The organism is Streptomyces sp. TLI_55, from assembly GCF_900206255.1.
Taxonomy (GTDB): Bacteria; Actinomycetota; Actinomycetes; order Streptomycetales; family Streptomycetaceae; genus Streptomyces; species Streptomyces aquilus.
Genome location: NZ_OAOJ01000001.1, coordinates 3,359,472 through 3,376,115, shown reverse-complemented (window position 1 = coordinate 3,376,115; position 16,644 = coordinate 3,359,472). Strand labels below are relative to the sequence as shown.

The window sequence follows — 16,644 nt, the reverse complement described above, 5'->3', positions numbered from 1 at the left end:
CATCCGACATACGTCGTGCGTCCGTACACCAGTACGCTCATCGCCGGGGTACGGGAGGGACCACAGTGGACCGAGGGACTGGTGCGATACGGCGGCGTGCCGCGGCCGTGCTCGCCGCGCTGACCGCTTCCGGGCTGCTCGCGATCGCGGTGCCGGGTCAGGCGCAGGCCGCGTCGGCGGACTCCTGCGAGGGCCGGAAGATCCGCACGTTCACCTTCTCCACCGGCTCCGTCCGGCTCTACAAGGACGGTGGCTGGCTCTGCGCCATGACGTTCCCGAAGAGCACCGGCGGCGGCAAGCGCATCATGATGGTGAGCATCCAGGCGCGCGGCTTCGGGGCCGTCGTGGACAAGGACGAGTACACGCACCACGCCGGGCCGGTGAAGACGTACGCCGGCACCCGCAAGGTGTGGATCAAGGGCCAGGTGGGCCGGGGGAAGTACGAGTCCAGCAGCTGGAAGCGGTACTGAGAGACCCACCCGGCTCCGGCGCGGGACGCACCGGAGCCGGATGCCGGTGCTACGGGCGGAGCGTGGGCTCGCGCTCCACGTCCCGCACGTCCAGCTTCTTGTCGAACGACGCGAGCGGCTTCGCTGCCGCGACCGTGGTGGCCGGCAGACCCGCCCAGTCGAGGATGCGGGCCGTCGCGAAGGCCTTCTGGTCGGCGACCAGACCGGCCACGTTCGCGCCGTGGTTCATGCCGGGGGCCGTGAAGACGTAGGAGTCCTTCGCGCCCTTGTCCACCCGGAACCGCTCGCCGCCCCACGGGTCGTTCTGGCCGTAGACGTAGAGCATGTGCCGGGCGTGGTGCCGGATCCAGGTGTCGACGTCCCGCATCGCGTACGGCTGGAACTTCGTCGGGATGTCACGCGGGACGAAGTTGCGCGGCGGCTGGTAGCCGTAGCGGACGTACTTCTTCTCGATGTACGGGAAGTGGATGGTGGGGGCGCCGAGCTGGGTGGCCGCCTGGTAGTAGTACGGCGTGTACGGCTCCAGGCCCTGGTCGGTGTAGAAGGAGAACCCGGAGATCGTGTCGATCGAGTTCCAGATCTGGTCGTCCGTCGCGGTCTTCGCGTCCGGCGGGATCAGCTCGTCGTCGGCGCAGTCGGCCAGCAGGCTGTACTGCCAGAAGCCCCACACGTAGTCGAGGACGACCGCCTCGTACGCCTTGTCGAGGCTGCCGACGGTGGTGAACGTGTAGCCCTCCGCCGCCGCGTAGGCCGCGTACTTCTTCTCCAGGGACTCCCGGCGCACCAGCGCCTCGCGCTGCACCGCGTTCAGCCGGTCGCGGCACTCCTTGGTGCCGACGGAGGCGAAGAAGCGGTCGTAGGCCGAGTCCTCGTCGTTGACGACGTCGTTGGGGGCCACGTACGCCACCACGCCGTCCATGTCCTTGGGGTAGAAGCGCTCGTAGTAGGTGGCGGTCATGCCGCCCTTCGAGCCGCCGGTGGCGAGCCAGTTCTTGGTGTAGATCTTCTTCAGCGCCTTGAAGACACGGTGCTGGTCGCTGGCCGCCTGCCAGATGTCCAGCTTGCTCCAGTCGGCCGGGTCGGGCCGGGACGGCGTGAAGAAGCGGTACTCCAGGGAGACCTGGTTGCCGTCCACGATCTGGGTCGGCTCACTGCGGCGGGGTGTCGTGGACACGTTGTAGCCGCCGGTGAAGAAGACCGTCGGCCGGCTGACGTCCTTGTGCAGCACGGTGATCCGCTGCTGGAACGTGCCCTTGGACGGGTGCCGGTGGTCCACCGGCTGGGTGTAGTTCAGGACGAAATAGCGGTAGCCGGTGTAGGGCTTCTCCTCGATCAGGCTCATGCCCGGTATGGACAGCAACTGTTCCTTGATGTCGGTGCCGGCGGCCGGGGTCTCCGGCTCGGCGGCGGTGGCCGCCCCTGCCGTGCTCAGTGTGCCTATGAACACCATGAGCGCCAGCAGCCATCTGAGCGCCTTGCGCATACATGCTCCCCTGTGAGACAGCTGTGCGAGCGGAAGCTATCGGAGCAACTCCCGTGCGCACCAGGGGAGATCGGGAAAAGGCGGCGCTCGTGCCCTCAAGCCGGGCGGGCCGTGCGCTCAGACCGGGCGGGCGCAGCCGACCGGTTCCTCGCCGCCGAGCTGGACGTACAGCGCCGTGGACAGCGGGCACCGGCTGCGTTTGGTGACCGCCTTGGTCACCTTGAACTCCGGCCTCTTCTCGCCTTTTCCGTCGCACGCGGTCTCGCGGACCTGTCCGTCGCCGGAGCTGTAGACGCAGTCCCCGACGATGGTGCGCGGCCCGCCTCCGCCGCCCGGGTCGCCGGGGTGCGGGGCGGAGAGGTTGCGCATACAGGCGTAGCCCTGCGGGACCGCCCCGTCGCCGTCCTCGTCGGAGGACGAGGCCTGTTCGCTGATGTGCAGCACGAAGTCGGTGGTGCCGGGGCACAGCGGGCCGTCGGCGGCGGTGCCGTCGAAGCGCGCCACGACCCGCGCCGCCGCCCGCTCACTGGTGCAGGGCACCTCGGTGAAGCTGGTGGTGCCGAAGGAGCTGCACTCGTCGACGTCGAGGAACACCGTCCCGTACCCGGAGGGCCGGGTCGGCGTCACCTCGTTGCTGATGTGGCCGTCGCTCTCGGTGCCACTGTCCGGCGTGCTCTGGCAGGCGGTCAGCAGGGCCGCGAGCACCACGGCGAGCAGGGCGGACACCGCCCCCGCCGACCATTTCTCGCGCATCGCATCCCCCCGGACCCCCGGGACCAGCGTGACCCGCCGTGGCGGGGACACGCCAGCCGTGCGGGGTGCTTTGCGCCCTTTGACGGGTGTGCACCGGGTGTGTGGCGTACGCGCCCTACGTCGGATACGAGAGCCCGTGGCCGATCGGATACAGCACCTGTGCCGGATCGTCGGCCTTCTGCACCGGCACCGGCAGCTTCCCGCGCGGCGCCACCGCGCCCGCGATCACCCGCGCGGCGGCCCGCAGTTCGACGTCGGTCCAGGAGTACGCCGCCACGTAGGCCGGGACGCCGGGCAGCTGGGCCACGTCGTACGGGTTGCGGATCGCGATCGCCACCACCGGCTTCCCCGTCGCCAGCAACTGCTCGACCAGCGTCTTCTGCGCGGCGTTCAGGTTGTACGTCCCCACGACGACCGCGTCCGCGTCCCGCGCCGCCGCGACCGCCTTGGCGACGGTGGCGGCGGAGGGTGCGGTGCCCGTCGACAGGGCGGTCGCCGTGAAGCCGAGCTCGGTGAACGCGGTCGCGAGGACCCCGGTGGGCGGGCCGGTGGTGCCGGACGGGGAGGCCGGATCGGCGCCGCACACCAGGAGCCCCCGCGGGGACAGGGGCAGCAGGCCGCCCTTGTTGACCAGCAGGGTCGTCGTCCGCTCGGCGACGCGGTCGGCCGCCGCGAGGTGGGCGGGGGCGCCGACGGTACGGGTGACACCGGCCTGGCTGACGTACGGCTTCTCGAACAGCCCCAGTTTCGCCTTCAGCCGCAGCACCCGCAGGATCGACTCGTCGAGCCGCGCCTCGGTCAGCTCGCCGCCCCGCACGGCGTTCAGCACGGCGTTCCAGGCGACGTCCAGATTCGGCGGGTTGAGGAGCTGGTCCACCCCGGCCTTCAGGGCGAGCACGGGGACGCGGTCGTCGCCGTACTTCGTGCGGACGCCCTCCATGCCGAGGGAGTCGGTGACGATCACCCCCTCGTAGCCGAACTCCTCGCGCAGGATGCCGTTCAGGATCGGGCGGGACAGGGTCGCCGGGTCGCCGGAGTCGTCGAGGGCCGGGACCATGAGGTGCGCGGTCATGATCGAGTCGATGCCGGCGGCGATCGCGGCCCGGAACGGCGGGGCGTCCAGCTCCTCCCACTGCTCGCGGGTGTGGGTGATGACCGGGAAGCCGTAGTGGCTGTCGACGGCGGTGTCGCCGTGTCCGGGGAAGTGCTTGGCGGTGGCGGCGACCTGACGGCCGTGCTGGTATCCGCTGACCTCGGCGGCGACGAGGCCGGCCACCGCGTGCGGGTCGGCGCCGAAGGAGCGGACGCCGATGACCGGGTTGGCGGGGTTGACGTTGACGTCGGCGACGGGGGAGTAGTTCTGCCGGATGCCGAGGGCCCGCAGCTCCTGCCCCGCGATCCGGCCGAGGGCGAGGGCGTCCTTGCGTGAGCCGCCCGCGCCGACGGCCATCGCGCCCGGGAAGAGCGTGGCGGGCTCGCCGACCCGGCAGACGATGCCGTGCTCCTGGTCGGTGGAGATGAGGACGGGCAGGCCGCGCGGCCGGCTGAGGGACGCCTGCTGGATGCCGTTGGAGAGGTCGGCGATCTGGTGCGGGTCGCGGGTGTTGTGCGCCCAGGTGAAGTAGATGATGCCGCCCACGCGGTACTTGGCGATCAGCTCGGCGGCGCTGCGGACGCCGATCTCCTTGAGGTTGGCGTCGACGTCGGCCTGGTCGGGGGCGGTGGCGGAGTGGCCGTAGACCCGCATCACGAAGAGCTGGCCGACCTTCTCCTCAAGGGTCATACGGGAGATGAGGGAACGGAGCTTCTTGTCGTCGAGGCCGGCGGCCCGGGCGTCGGTGCCGAACGCCAGGGCCGCGGTGACGCCCGCGCCGGTGGCGAGGACGGTACGTCTGGACGGGCTGGAGGGTCTGGAGGGCAACGTGCGCTCCTTCCGGAGGTGATCCGCTGAAGGAAACTTCCGTGCAGACAGAGGTATCCGGGAAGTTTCTGCCAGTCAAGGGAGTGCGCGCACCGTACGTCATGGAGGGGCCGCCATCGGCGCTGTTGGAGGGGGGCGCGCCGATGGCGGCGTGCTGCCGGCCGCGGTACGGAGGAGAGGGTGGGTCAGCGTTCGCAGCCAGCAGCGAGGCCGACACCGCACCGCGGTGACTCTCCGACAGCTCGCGGGTTGGACGAGCGGGGAGGGGGTGGGGTTCCCCGGTAGGGCCCGATTCCCGGAAGTCGGGGGGTGAGGGGCGGGCGGGGCGGATGGGGCGGATCGGTGGGGGCGGTGGGGTGGTTGGGGCGCTCAGCGGGGTCGACGGGGTGGCTCAAATGGGATGGGTGGGTCGGCCCCGTGGGGTGAGTGGGTCGGCGGGGTCGGCCCAGTGGGGTCGTGGGCCGGTTCACCGGGGCCGGTGGGGCGGTCGGGTCGGCGTGCTGGGGTGGGTGGTCGGCCTGGTCGGCTCGACGGGGTGGCCGGGTCGGTCTGGCTCGCTCGACGGGGTCGCCGGGGCGGCCTGGCTTGCTCAACGGGGCGGGGTGGCCGAGACCTTGGGCCAGTGGTTCTGGAGGGTGCGCACGGTCTCCGTGATCGACGGGCGGCCCGCCGCGCCCGTGCGCCACAGGGCGTACAGCCGTCGTACCGGGGTGGGGTCGAGGTCGACCTCGGCGACGCCGGCCGGCAGCGGGCCGCGGCCGAGGCGGGGGATCAGGCAGATGCCGAGTCCGGCGGCGACGAGCGCGACGAGGGTGGGGTTCTCGTCGGCCTGGTGGATGATCTCCGGCTCGTGCCCGGCGCCCCGCAGGGTGCGTACCAGCCAGTCGTGGCAGACCCGGCCCGGCGGCTGGCACACCCACCGCTCCCCGCCGAGGTCCGCGCGCCGCACCGTCCCCCGCCCGGCGAAGGGGTGCCCCTCGGGCACGAGCAGCGTGCACCGGTCCTCGCCGATCACCGCCTGCTCCACCCCGGGCGGCACCGGCAGCGGCGAGATGTCCCAGTCGTGCACGACGGCCATGTCCAGCGCGCCCCGCGCCACCAGCCCCACCGACAGATGCGGGTCGATCTCGGAGAGCCGCACGTCGAGGGCGGGGTGCCTTCGGGCGAGGTCGGCGAGCACGCCCGGCAGCAGCCCGCGCGCCGCCGACGCGAACGCGGCCACCGTCAGCCGCCCCGCCGGGGTGTTGCGCCGCTGCTCGATACCGGTCTCGGCGCGCTCGACGATGGCGAGCAACTCCTCGGCGGTGTCGACGAGTTGCAGCGCCTCAGCGGTGAGCCGTACCCCGCGGCCCTCCCGCTCCAGCAGCACGGTCCGGGTCTCCCGCTCCAGCTTGGCGATCTGCTGGGACACGGCCGAGGGGGTGTAGCCGAGCGCGGCGGCGGCCGCGCCGACGGTGCCGTGGACGGAGACGGCGTGCAGGGCGCGGAGGCGTTGCAGATCGAGCATCTCCAAGCTCCCATTCGTTAGCGACGCTTCATCCAACCATGCAGCAATCATCGCTGGTGCTACACGATCGCCGCGGGTGATCCTCGACGCATGCGTCCCGCCCACATCGCCCTCGCCGTCCTCGTCGCCGCCGTCTGGGGCGTGAACTTCACCGTCATCGAGATCGGCCTCGACCACTTCCCGCCACTGCTCTTCTCCGCCCTGCGCTTCCTGGCGGCGGCCCTGCCGGCCGTCTTCTTCGTGGGCCGCCCGAAAGTTGCCTGGAAGTGGATCATCGCCGTCGGACTGGTCCTGGGCGTCGCCAAGTTCGGCCTGCTGTTCGTCGCGATGGACGCGGGGATGCCGGCCGGACTGTCCTCCCTGGTGCTCCAGATCCAGGCGGTGTTCACGGCGGTGATCGCGTTCGCGGTCCTGGGTGAACGGCCGTCCGGGACACGGGCGCTGGGCATGGCGGTGGCGCTGGCGGGCATCGGTGTCGCCGCCGTCGACGAGGGCACGTCCGGCCCCCTCGGCGCCTTCGCCCTGTGCGTCGCGGCGGCGGCCTGCTGGGGCGCCTCCAACGTCCTCACCCGCAAGGCGGCACCCCCGGACGCGCTGAACTTCATGGTGTGGGTGAGCACGGTCCCGGTCCTGCCCCTCCTCGCCCTCTCCCTCCTGACCGAGGGCCCCGCCCGGGACTACGACGCGCTGCGGGCCCTCGACCGGCAGGGCGCCGGCACGGTCGTCTACGTCGCCTGGGTCACGACGGTCTTCGGCTTCGGGGCCTGGGGCTGGCTGCTGCGCCGCCACCCGGCCTCCACGGTCGCCCCCTTCTCCCTCCTGGTCCCGGTCTTCGGCATGTCCTCGGCGGCCCTGTTCCTGGGGGAGGGCGTGAGCGGGCTGCGCTGGTGCGCGGCGGCGCTGCTGGTGGGCGGGGTGGGACTGGCGTCGGTGAACCTGCGCCGGGCCACGCCCGATCCAGGGCCCTCTTCGGCGGTGGACCCCGAGGCCGGGCCCGCGGTCCACCCCCTGGACGCCCCGGCGCCGGAAACCGTCCGCGTCCGATCATGACGGCATGCCCGCAGTCGCCATCCCCGGTTCCAAGTCCATCACCGCCCGCGCCCTGTTCCTGGCGGCGGCGGCCGATGGTGTCACGACCCTCGTACGGCCCCTCCGTTCCGACGACACGGAGGGGTTCGCCGAGGGGCTGACCCGGCTCGGGTACCGCGTCGGGAGGACGCCGGACAGCTGGCAGGTCGACGGTCGGCCCGAGGGGCCCGCGGTGGCGGAGGCGGACGTCTACTGCCGGGACGGCGCGACGACCGCGCGCTTCCTGCCGACGCTGGCCGCGGCCGGCCACGGCACCTACCGCTTCGACGCCTCCGCCCAGATGCGCCGCCGCCCCCTGCTGCCGCTCTCGCGCGCCCTGCGCGACCTGGGCGTGGACCTGCGCCACGAGGAGGTCGAGGGCCATCATCCGCTGACCGTCCGGGCGTCCGGCGTCGAGGGCGGCGAGGTGGTGCTGGACGCCGGTCAGTCGTCCCAGTACCTGACGGCACTGCTGCTGCTGGGTCCGCTGACCCGGCGCGGGCTGCGGATCCGCGTGACCGACCTGGTCTCCGTGCCGTACGTGGAGATCACGATCGCGATGATGCGGGCGTTCGGCGTCGAGGCCGCCCGGGAGGGGAACGTCTTCGTCGTCCCGCCGGGCGGCTACCGGGCCACCACGTACGCGATCGAGCCGGACGCCTCCACCGCCAGTTACTTCTTCGCGGCAGCGGCCGTCACCCCCGGCGCCGAGGTCACCGTCCCCGGCCTCGGGACGGGCGCCCTCCAGGGGGACCTCGGCTTCGTGGACGTCCTGCGCCGGATGGGCGCCGACGTGGCGGTGACGCCGGACGGCACGACCGTCCGCGGCACCGGCCGACTGCGCGGCCTCACCGTCAACATGCGGGACATCTCGGACACCATGCCGACCCTCGCGGCCCTCGCCCCCTTCGCCGACGGCCCGGTCCGGATCGAGGACGTGGCGAACACCCGGGTCAAGGAGTGCGACCGCCTGGAGGCCTGCGCGGAGAACCTGCGGCGGCTGGGGGTGGAGGTGGCGGTCGGGCCCGACTGGATCGAGATCCGGCCTGGTACCGAGGGCATGGGCGCAGAGATCAAGTCGTACGGCGACCACCGCATCGTGATGTCCTTCGCGGTCACCGGCCTGCGGGTGCCCGGTATTTCGTTCGACGACCCCGGGTGCGTGCGGAAGACTTTCCCCGGTTTCCACGAGGCGTTCGCCGCACTGCGAAGGGACATCGGGCATTGAGTTTCAAGCTGGCGGGGCCGCTCCTGGAGGGCGAACTGGTGCGCCTGGAACCGCTGGAGCACCGGCACGCGCCCGGTCTCGCCGCGGCGGCCGAGGAGGACCGCGACACCTTCGAGTTCACCTGGGTGCCACGCGCCCACGAGGTCGCCGGGTACATCGACGCCCAGCTCGCTCGGGCCGCGGACGGCAAGCTCGCTCCGTACGCCCAGATCTCGACGGCGACCGGGCAGGTCGTCGGCACCACCTCCTACTGGGAGCCGCGCAGCTGGCGGTCGCCGGACCGCCTCGACGCCATCGAGATCGGCTTCAGCTGGCTGGCGAGATCCGCGCAGGGCACCGGCGTGAACGCCGAGTCCAAGTACCTCCTGTTCCGGCACGCCTTCGAGGAGTGGGACGTCTCCCGCGTCGACCTCAAGACCGATGCCCGCAACGCCCGTTCCCACGCGGCGATCGCGAGCGTCGGCGCCCGCTTCGAGGGCGTCCTGCGCAACTGGTCGCGCTCCTGGGCGCCGGGCGAGGACGGCCGGCTGCGCGACTCCGCGATCTTCTCCGTGACGGCGGAGGAATGGCCGCAGATCCGGCCGACGCTGGAGGCGCGGGTGGCACGGTTCGCGGCCCGCCGGGCGAGCTGAGCCCGCCGGTCGAGATGAATCCGCCGGTCGAGATGAATCCGCCGGTCGAGTTGAGCCCGCCCAGTCACCGACCGGTCAACTCCTCCGCCGCGCGCCGCAGTTCCTCCCGTACGGCGGCCAGCACCGGGTCGTCCTCCGATCCCGTCCGCACCGCCGCGAACACGTTCCTGGACGGCGGCACGCCCTCGGTCCGCAGCACCGCGAGCCGTCGGCCGTCGTACAACGGCCGTACCAGGCGCGGGATCAGCGCCACCCCGGCCCCCGCCTCGACGAGCGCCGCCACCGCCGCCCAGTCGTTCACGGCGTGCCGGATGTCGGGCGTGAAGCCGGCCGTCGCGCACACCGAACGCGCCACCGCCCCCACACAGCTGCGCGGATGGCCCACGATCCAGGCGTCGGCGGCCAGCTCCCGCAAGGCGACGTCCTCGTCCCGCCCCGCCAGCCGGTGACCTTCCGGCACCACCAGGTCCATCACGTCGGTGAGCAGGTCGATACGGCTGTAGCGGCGGTCGGTGTGCGGCGGCCCCGCGGCGAAGTCCACCGCCACCGCGAGGTCCACCTGCCCGCCGTCCAGCGCGGTGAACAGATCCGGCGGCTCGGACTCGACGACGTCCACACGGACGTGCGGCAGCCGCGCCCCCAGCGCCCGCAAGGCCCCCGGCAGCAGCCCCAGGATGCCGCTGGAGAAGCAGCCGACCGTCACCGAGCCGCGCCCGCCCTCCCCGTACGCCGCCAAGTCGGCGCGGGCACGCTCCAGTTGGGCGGCGATCAGATCGGCGTGCGCCAGCAGGACCCGGGCCTGGCCGGTGAGCCGTACGCCCCGGCCGTCCCGTTCGGTGAGGGGCGTGCCCACCTCCCGGGCCAGCGCGGCGATCTGCTGGGAGACGGCGGAGGGGGTGAGATGGAGGGCCTCGGCGGTACGGGCGAGACTGCCCCGGCGCTGGAGTTCCCGCAGGACGGTCAGGCGGCGCAGATCGACGGTGAAGGTCTCGCTTACCTGTTCCATCGAGAAAGATTAACTGGACCGGGGGAGAGGGGATCGGAAACGATCAGTGTCATGACCGCCTACCTCATCCTCCACGGCTGGCAGAACCACCGACCCGCCGACCACTGGCAGCACTGGCTCGCCGACCGCCTCACCGAGCGCGGCCACCAGGTCACCTACCCGCAGCTGCCCGACCCGGACGACCCCTCGCTGGAGGTGTGGCTGACCGAGCTGGCCCGGTATCTCGCGGCGGGGCCGGACGTCGTGGTCGCGCACAGCGCCTCCGCCGTGCTGTGGCTGCACGCGGTGGCACGGGGGATGCCCGGGGTCGGGGACGTGGAGCGGGTGCTGCTGGTGGCGCCGCCGTCCGCCCCGGTCCTGGCCCGGTATCCCGAGGTCGCCGAATTCACCGCGCCGCCCCTGGACTTCACCCTCCCCGGGCCGACGCTGCTGGTGGCGGGCGACGACGACCCGTACTGCCCGGGCGGCGCGCGGGCCGCCTACGGCGATCCGCTGGGCATCCCCACCCGACTCCTCCCCGGCGCCGCCCACCTGGACCTGGACGCCGGGTACGGCTCCTGGCCGTCGGTGCTGGAGTGGTGCCTGGATCAGGGGGCGGAGTTCAGGGTCCGGTAGGCGTGGAGGCTGGGTTCAGGGTTCGGTAGGTGCGGTGGCCGAGTTCAGGGTCCGGTGGGCGCGGTGGCCGAGTTCAGGGTCCCGAAGGTGCGGGTGCCGGGGGCTCCCCGGCTGCGGTGGCACCGGCCGTGCGCAGCTCCGGCGTGGTGATGCCGACCGTCGTCACCGCCGCCAGGCACATCAGCCCGCCGGCGATCAGCGCGGTCGCCCCGGAGCTCCAGCCCGCGACCAGCCCGCCGCGCAGGTTGCCGAGGTGGGGGCCCGCCTGGCCGACGATCGTCTCGGCCGCCGTGACCCGGCCCAGCAGGGCGTCGGGGGTGCGGGTCTGGACGATGGTCGTCCGGGAGAGCACGGCGAGGGCGTCCGCCGCACCGGCCAGCGTGAGCAGACCGAGGCCCAGCCAGGCGCTGGTCGTCAGTCCGAAGAGGAAGAGGCCGACGCCCCAGCCCGCGGACGCGCACAGCATCACCGGGCCCGGGCGGGCCAGCCGGGTCACCGGGCCGGAGAAGGCGGTGGCCGCGACTCCGCCGACGGCCAGCGCGGACAGGAACAGCCCGAGGGTGCGGGGGTCGCCGCCGAAGCGTTCCTCGTTGACCAGCGGGAAGAGGCTGGTCGGCATGGACAGGAGGGTGGCCGCCAGGTCGGTGATCAGGGCGCCGCGCACCACCCGGTGGCCGACCAGGAAGCGCAGTCCGTCCAGCACCCCGTGGATGCCGGGGCGGGACTTGGTGCCCTCGGGCGGCAGCGCGGGCAGGCCGTAGGCGCCGTAGAAGGACAGGGCGAAGCTCAGGGTGTCCAGGAGGTAGCAGACGCCGATCCCCCACCAGCCGAGCACGACACCGGCGACGGCGGGGCCGACGAGCATCATCGCCTGGCCGCTGACCTGCTGGAGGGCGAGGCCGGCGGCCACCTGGTCCTTGGGCAGCAGCCGCGGCACGAACACCCCGGCCGCGGGGGCGCCGAGCGCGGCGAACGACGTCTGGACGGCGACCAGGACGAGGACGACGGCCACCGGCGCGTGCCCGGCGAAGCCCTGCACGGCCAGCAGCGCGGAGCACACCGCCGAGCCGACGGTGCCGGTGAGGTACAGCCGGCGGCGGTCGACGCGGTCGGCCCACGCGCCCGCGAACAGGCTGACGCCGACCATCGGCACCGCCTGCGCGACCCCGACCGCGCCGCTCCAGAAGGCGCTGTGGGTCATGTCCCACACCTGGTACAGGACGGTGACCATGGTCATGAAGCTGCCGAGCACGGAAACCGTGCGCCCGAACAGCAGCCGCCGGAAGACGGGGGAGGTGCGCAGGGGCCGTACGTCGAGCAGCGCGTCGGACAGGCTCATGAGAGCGGGAGCGTGGGCACGGGGGGCTGATGCACCCCGGGACGGTATCCGACCGCCCGCGCCCGGGCCATCGAATTACTCAGAGGCTGCCGTTCTGCTCAGGCGCTGTCGTTCAGGAGGCGCGCCAGATGCTCGCGCCCCCGTCCGAGCAGGCCCGGAAGCGGCGCGGCCCCCTCGTACCAGCGCTTCTCGTACTCCCAGCACAGCCAGCCGTCCCAGCCGTGCCGGGAGAGGATCTCGACGGACTCGGCGATCGGCAGGACGCCGGCGCCGAGCCGCAGTGGGGTGGTGTCCTCGGCCGAGGCGATGTCCTTGACCTGGACGTATCCGAGGTACGGGGAGAGCGCCGCGTAGGTCTCGCTCGGCTGCTCGCCGCCGAGCCAGGTGTGCATGACGTCCCACAGCGCACCGACGTTGCGGTGGCCGACCAGGCCCAGGACGCGGATCGCGTCGGCGCCGGTGCGGTGCGAGTCGTGGGTCTCCAGCAGAATCCGTACGCCGAGGTCGGCGGCGTACTCCGCGGCCGTGCCGAGCCGCCGGGCGGCGGTGGCGTCGGCGTCCGCGGGGGACTGGCCGTGGGCCGCGCCGGGGAAGACGCGGATGTAGGGGGCGCCCAGGTCGCGGGCGAGGTCGAGAAGCGCGCGGATCTCCTCGATCACGGGCGCGTCGTCGCCGGGCGCGGCCACCCGCACGTACCCGGCCACGCTCAGGATCTCCACCCCGGCGGCCTTGAACTCGCCGACGACGTCGGCCCGTTGCTCCGCCCCGATCCCCGGATGCACCGGCTCCTCGGGATGCGCGCGCAGCTCGACGCCGTGATACCCGTGCGCGGTGGCCAGCCGCAGCACCTCGGGGACGGGGAGACCGGGGACACCGAGAGTGGAGAACGCGAGTTTCATGGTTTTGGACTTTACGCGTCACTCCCGGGTGCCGTGCAGGTCCAGCCGCCAGTCCTGGCCGACCAGATCCTTGCCGAAGGACCGGTGCGGCTTCTCGGCGAGCAGCACGAAGCCGTGGCGCTGGTAGATGTGGCGGGCGGAGCTGAGGATGTCGTTGGTCCACAGCACCAGGTCCCGGTAGCCGACCTCGCGGGCGAAGTCGATGACGGCCGTGACCAGCCGGTCCCCGATGCCGAGGCCGCGGGCGTCCGGCTCGACCAGCAGCAGCCGCAGCCGGGCCGTGGCGGGTGCCTCGTCGCGTACGCACATCACGCACCCCACCGGCCGTCCGTCGAGCTCGGCGATCCACACCCGCTCCTGCGGATCGTGATCCTCCGCGAAGTCGGCGACGATCCGCGCCACCAGCCCCTCGTAGTCGGCGTTCCAGCCGTACTCCGCCGTGTAGAGCGCGGCGTTGCGCTGCACGATCCAGCCCAGGTCACCGGGCCCGGGCTCGCGCAGCAGCACGTCCTCACGGCGGGGCGGCCGCCCCTCGGAGAGGAGGGCGCGGACGGTCCGCATGGCTTCCGCGAGCCGCGGCCGCTCGGCGGCGGGCACGGTGGCCAGCAGCGCGCCCACCGATTCGTCCGCCCGCTCGGCGAGCAGCGCGGCGGTCTCCCGGCCCCGGACGGTGAGCGTGACGCGCCGTCGCCGCGGATCCTGCCGCGAGGCCGTCCGCTCGATCAGCCCGTTCTCCTCGAACTTGTTGAGGATCCGGCTCAAATAGCCCGCGTCCAGCGAGAGTTCGGTCCGCAGGTCGGCCGCGTCGGTGCGCGGGGAGTGCGCGAGCTCGTACAGGACGCGGGACTCGGTGAGGGTGAACGGGGCGTAGAGCTGACGGCTGTAGTCGAGGGCGCCGATGACGTTGGTGTAGAAGCGGTTGAAGGCACGAATGTCCTGGACGGTCATGGCGGGCGACCCCCGGTGGCGGCGTGGACAGGGCGGCTCGGACGGGTTGACTCTCGGATAGTTGACTCAGTCAGAGATAACCGTACGACCACCCCGCCCGGCCGTCCAGATCCCGTCCGCGCCGGCTCAGTCCCACCAGAACCGCCATTCCGTCCGCCCGATCAGCGCGCTCGCGTACTCGGGGAAGGGGGTCGGCGGGTCGTCCACGATGTTGTCGGCGGTGGACAGCAGGTGTTCCAGGGCGAGCCGGTCCGCGCTCGCCCGGTCGAGGGGCGGCCGGGCGACGGAGACATGGACGTCACCGCCGTAGGCACCCACGACACGCGCCCCGAAGCGGTCCTCCCAGCTGCGCAGGAGGGCGGTGAGGAGGGGGATGGGCGGGCCGCCGTCCCAGCCGATGACGGCGACCACGTCGGCGGCACGGCGGGCGGGAACGAGGGCGAACGCCGGCGTGAAGGGCTCGCTGGAGAGGAGTTCGGCGACGGCCCGCTGCGCGGCCTCCTCAGGCGTCGTCCCGCTGCCGCCGTCCCCCGCCGACGGACCGGCGGGAGCGAGCCCGGGCCAGGTCTCGAAGGGCGGCCCGGGATCGTGCGGCCAGGGCTCGACGTCCTCGGGGATGTCGTACGAGATCACCTCGGGGGCGGACCAGAAGGGCAGCCGCTTCTGCCGGTACGCCGCGAAGTCGGCCGCGAGGACGTCGTCCAGGCGTATCGCGTCGGCGGCGGCCGGGTCCTCCGGCCGGTCGCGCGGGTGGGGCCGGCAGAGGTGCGGATACAGGCCGGTGACGGCGGCCTGCCGCAGCAGTTCACCGAACAACACGTCGACGTCGTCCGGCAGTTCGTCGCAGACCCAGATCTCGGCCGGGTCACGTCGCTCGAACCGCCCCGGGGGCAGCCCGGCGGGCAGGGAGAAGACCATGGCGTGACGATAAGGGCGGCCACTGACAACGCCGCGTGCCGTGAGCGAACCGGGGTTTGTGCGGGACGGGGTGTGCCCAGCGTCGTAGGTATGACGACGACAGCGGCGTACGACGACCACGCGGACTGGTACAACACCTACATGTCGCCCGAGGCGGGCGGTGACTACATCCGTCAGGTGCACGGCACACTCGGCGACCTCCTGGGCCCCGGCGCGGGCGTCTGTCTGGACGTCTGCTGCGGCACCGGCGCCCACGCCGGCGTGCCGGCGGACCTCGGCTGGACCCCGATCGGCGTCGACCTCTCGCGCGGCCAACTCCGTCACGCCGCCGCCCGGCTGCCGGTGGCGGTCGCCGACGCGGCGGCACTCCCGCTGGCCGACGCCTCCGTACCGGCCGCGGTGTGTGTGCTGGCCAGCACGGACGTCCCGGACTACGCCGCTGTGATCGGCGAGATCGCCCGTGTCCTGGCGCCCGGCGGACGGTTCGTGCACCTGGGTGTCCACCCCTGCTTCGTCGGCGCGTTCGCGGACCGGGGTGAGCCGGGGCGGGTGGTTCTGGGGGACGGGTACGCCGACCGCTCCCGGACGCTCGGGGGCTGGAATCCGGCGGGCGTACGGGCCCGGGTCGGGGCCTGGCACATCCCGCTGGCGGACCTGCTGAACGCCGTGCCGGCGGCCGGTCTGCGACTGGAGTGGACGGTGGAGAGGGGGCGGGAGGGGCTGCCGGAGCTGTTCGGTTTCGCGGCGGTGAAGGCCACTCACTGAAAGAAACGCTTGCGTTTCGCTAAGGGGCTCCGTAGCCTATCGGTACGAAACAGTTTCGTATTGATGAGCTGCTCGAGCGATTTGGAGGTGGGCCCCATGACGGCGTCCCCGGTGCTGCTGGCTGTGGCCCTCTCCCTCATCTCGGCGGTCTGCTATGCCACGGCCGCCGTCGTCCAGGAGCGGACCGCGGCGGCCACGTCGGGCATGCGCGGCGCACTGGCCCGCGGCGCCTGGTGGGGGTCGGTGGCCCTCAACGCGGGCGGCGCGCTGCTCCATGTGGTCGCCCTGCGCTACGGCCCGCTGACCCTGGTCCAGCCGCTCGGCGCGCTGAGCCTGGTGCTCGCGGTGCCGCTGGGCTCGCTGGCCACGGGCCGCCGCACCTCCGGCTCCCAGTGGCGGGGCGTCGCCTACACCCTCGTAGGCCTCAGCACGCTGCTCCTGGTCACGGCGACGGGCGGGGCGCCGCACGAGACGCTGGGCACCGCCGAGGTCATGGCCGTCGCGCTCTTCGCGGCCGGCGCGGTGGCGGTACTCGTCAGCGCCGGCACGGGCGGCCTCGCGTTCGCCGCGGCGTCCGGCATCGCCTCCGGCGTCGGCTCCACGCTGTCGCAGAAGCTGGCGATGGGCCCGACGGTCTCCTGGGGCACGGCTCTGGTGGCGGTCCTGACGGTGGGCTTCGCAGTTGGCGGCCTGCTGCTCTCCCAGCAGGCGTACCGCAGCGGCCTCGGCGGCCCCCTCGCCCTCCTCACCCTGGTCAACCCGGTCACCGCGTCCGCGATCGGCATCGCGCTGCTGGGGGAGGGCTTCCAGTACGGCGGCACGGGCACGCTGCTCGCGCTGGCAGGGGCAGCGGCGGCGGTGTACGGGGTGACGCTGCTGAGCCGCGCACAGGAGACGTCGAGCACGTCGAGCACGTCGAGCACGTCGAGTACTTCGCGTACTTCGAGCACGTCGAGTGCCCCGCGCACCCCCCGGACGCCCCGAACCCGCCCCACCCCGAACCGGACGGTACCGGTCCTGGTGGTGGCCCCCCGCCCGTCCCTCACCCCCGCAACCGTGGAACTGACCGGCCCCGCCCGGTCGTTGTGAAAG

The 16,644-nt window shown here is 72.9% G+C and carries 16 protein-coding genes; 7 read left to right on the top strand and 9 right to left on the bottom strand.

All coding sequences use genetic code 11. The features are described 5' to 3' along the window. Window positions 1-65: 65 nt before the first annotated feature. The gene (locus CRP56_RS15575) at window positions 66-470 is read left to right on the top strand and encodes a hypothetical protein (RefSeq protein ID WP_097264409.1); all 405 of its coding nucleotides are present in this window, start codon (window positions 66-68) and stop codon (window positions 468-470) included. 49 nt (window positions 471-519) lie between these two features. Here CRP56_RS15575 and CRP56_RS15570 read toward each other — a convergent pair whose 3' ends face one another. The 4 genes from CRP56_RS15570 to CRP56_RS15555 all read right to left on the bottom strand — a co-directional run bounded on the left by CRP56_RS15570 (window position 520) and on the right by CRP56_RS15555 (window position 6,134). After that, window positions 520-1,953 carry a S28 family serine protease gene (locus CRP56_RS15570; RefSeq protein ID WP_097264407.1) on the bottom strand — a complete coding sequence of 478 codons (1,434 nt, stop codon included), beginning with the start codon at window positions 1,951-1,953 and terminating at the stop codon, window positions 520-522. Between the two features lie 117 nt (window positions 1,954-2,070). Then, on the bottom strand, window positions 2,071-2,706 hold the full coding sequence (locus tag CRP56_RS15565) for a hypothetical protein (protein WP_097264405.1): 636 nt from the start codon (window positions 2,704-2,706) through the stop codon (window positions 2,071-2,073). Between the two features lie 115 nt (window positions 2,707-2,821). Continuing rightward, window positions 2,822-4,627 carry a glycoside hydrolase family 3 protein gene (locus CRP56_RS15560; RefSeq protein ID WP_097264403.1) on the bottom strand — a complete coding sequence of 602 codons (1,806 nt, stop codon included), beginning with the start codon at window positions 4,625-4,627 and terminating at the stop codon, window positions 2,822-2,824. Window positions 4,628-5,216: 589 nt separating this feature from the next. After that, a complete protein-coding gene (locus CRP56_RS15555) occupies window positions 5,217-6,134 on the bottom strand; it encodes a LysR family transcriptional regulator (protein WP_097264401.1) in 918 nt (305 codons plus the stop codon). 90 nt (window positions 6,135-6,224) lie between these two features. Between CRP56_RS15555 and CRP56_RS15550 the strand changes: the two genes are divergently transcribed. Genes CRP56_RS15550 through CRP56_RS15540 form a run of 3 tightly spaced genes read left to right on the top strand, consistent with a single transcriptional unit; the run spans window position 6,225 to window position 9,062 of the window. Further along, complete coding sequence (locus CRP56_RS15550; RefSeq protein WP_097264399.1) at window positions 6,225-7,184, top strand: EamA family transporter; 960 nt, start codon at window positions 6,225-6,227, stop codon at window positions 7,182-7,184. A gap of 4 nt (window positions 7,185-7,188) precedes the next feature. Beyond that, the gene (aroA, locus tag CRP56_RS15545) at window positions 7,189-8,430 is read left to right on the top strand and encodes a 3-phosphoshikimate 1-carboxyvinyltransferase (RefSeq protein ID WP_097264396.1); all 1,242 of its coding nucleotides are present in this window, start codon (window positions 7,189-7,191) and stop codon (window positions 8,428-8,430) included. Further along, a complete protein-coding gene (locus CRP56_RS15540; protein ID WP_097264394.1) occupies window positions 8,427-9,062 on the top strand; it encodes a GNAT family N-acetyltransferase in 636 nt (211 codons plus the stop codon). The genes aroA and CRP56_RS15540 overlap by 4 nt, the downstream gene beginning before the upstream one ends. A gap of 64 nt (window positions 9,063-9,126) precedes the next feature. Here the strand turns inward: CRP56_RS15540 and CRP56_RS15535 are convergent, their stop codons facing one another. Next, entirely contained in the window at window positions 9,127-10,068 is a 942-nt protein-coding gene (locus CRP56_RS15535) for a LysR family transcriptional regulator (protein ID WP_097264392.1), read from the bottom strand. 51 nt (window positions 10,069-10,119) lie between these two features. On the opposite strand from CRP56_RS15535, the gene CRP56_RS15530 reads away from it, so the two are divergent. Continuing rightward, window positions 10,120-10,683: an RBBP9/YdeN family alpha/beta hydrolase gene (locus CRP56_RS15530; protein ID WP_097264389.1), complete on the top strand. Its 564-nt coding sequence runs from the start codon at window positions 10,120-10,122 to the stop codon at window positions 10,681-10,683. Window positions 10,684-10,756: 73 nt separating this feature from the next. Here CRP56_RS15530 and CRP56_RS15525 read toward each other — a convergent pair whose 3' ends face one another. From CRP56_RS15525 to CRP56_RS15510, 4 genes are all read right to left on the bottom strand, one after another. Then, on the bottom strand, window positions 10,757-12,022 hold the full coding sequence (locus CRP56_RS15525) for an MFS transporter (protein ID WP_097264386.1): 1,266 nt from the start codon (window positions 12,020-12,022) through the stop codon (window positions 10,757-10,759). Window positions 12,023-12,120: 98 nt separating this feature from the next. Further along, window positions 12,121-12,921 (bottom strand): sugar phosphate isomerase/epimerase family protein, encoded by an 801-nt coding sequence (locus CRP56_RS15520; RefSeq protein WP_097264384.1) that lies wholly within the window; start codon window positions 12,919-12,921, stop codon window positions 12,121-12,123. An 18-nt stretch (window positions 12,922-12,939) separates the two neighbouring features. Beyond that, window positions 12,940-13,869: a bifunctional helix-turn-helix transcriptional regulator/GNAT family N-acetyltransferase gene (locus CRP56_RS15515; RefSeq protein WP_097264382.1), complete on the bottom strand. Its 930-nt coding sequence runs from the start codon at window positions 13,867-13,869 to the stop codon at window positions 12,940-12,942. A 126-nt stretch (window positions 13,870-13,995) separates the two neighbouring features. Then, window positions 13,996-14,787 carry a DUF4253 domain-containing protein gene (locus CRP56_RS15510; protein ID WP_097264379.1) on the bottom strand — a complete coding sequence of 264 codons (792 nt, stop codon included), beginning with the start codon at window positions 14,785-14,787 and terminating at the stop codon, window positions 13,996-13,998. A 90-nt stretch (window positions 14,788-14,877) separates the two neighbouring features. On the opposite strand from CRP56_RS15510, the gene CRP56_RS15505 reads away from it, so the two are divergent. Together CRP56_RS15505 and CRP56_RS15500 are read left to right on the top strand one after the other, a co-directional pair. Next, a complete protein-coding gene (locus tag CRP56_RS15505; protein ID WP_097264377.1) occupies window positions 14,878-15,552 on the top strand; it encodes a class I SAM-dependent methyltransferase in 675 nt (224 codons plus the stop codon). A 96-nt stretch (window positions 15,553-15,648) separates the two neighbouring features. Then, window positions 15,649-16,641, top strand: a complete 993-nt coding sequence (locus CRP56_RS15500; RefSeq protein ID WP_097264374.1) for a hypothetical protein — start codon at window positions 15,649-15,651, stop codon at window positions 16,639-16,641. The last annotated feature ends 3 nt before the right edge of the window (window positions 16,642-16,644 follow it).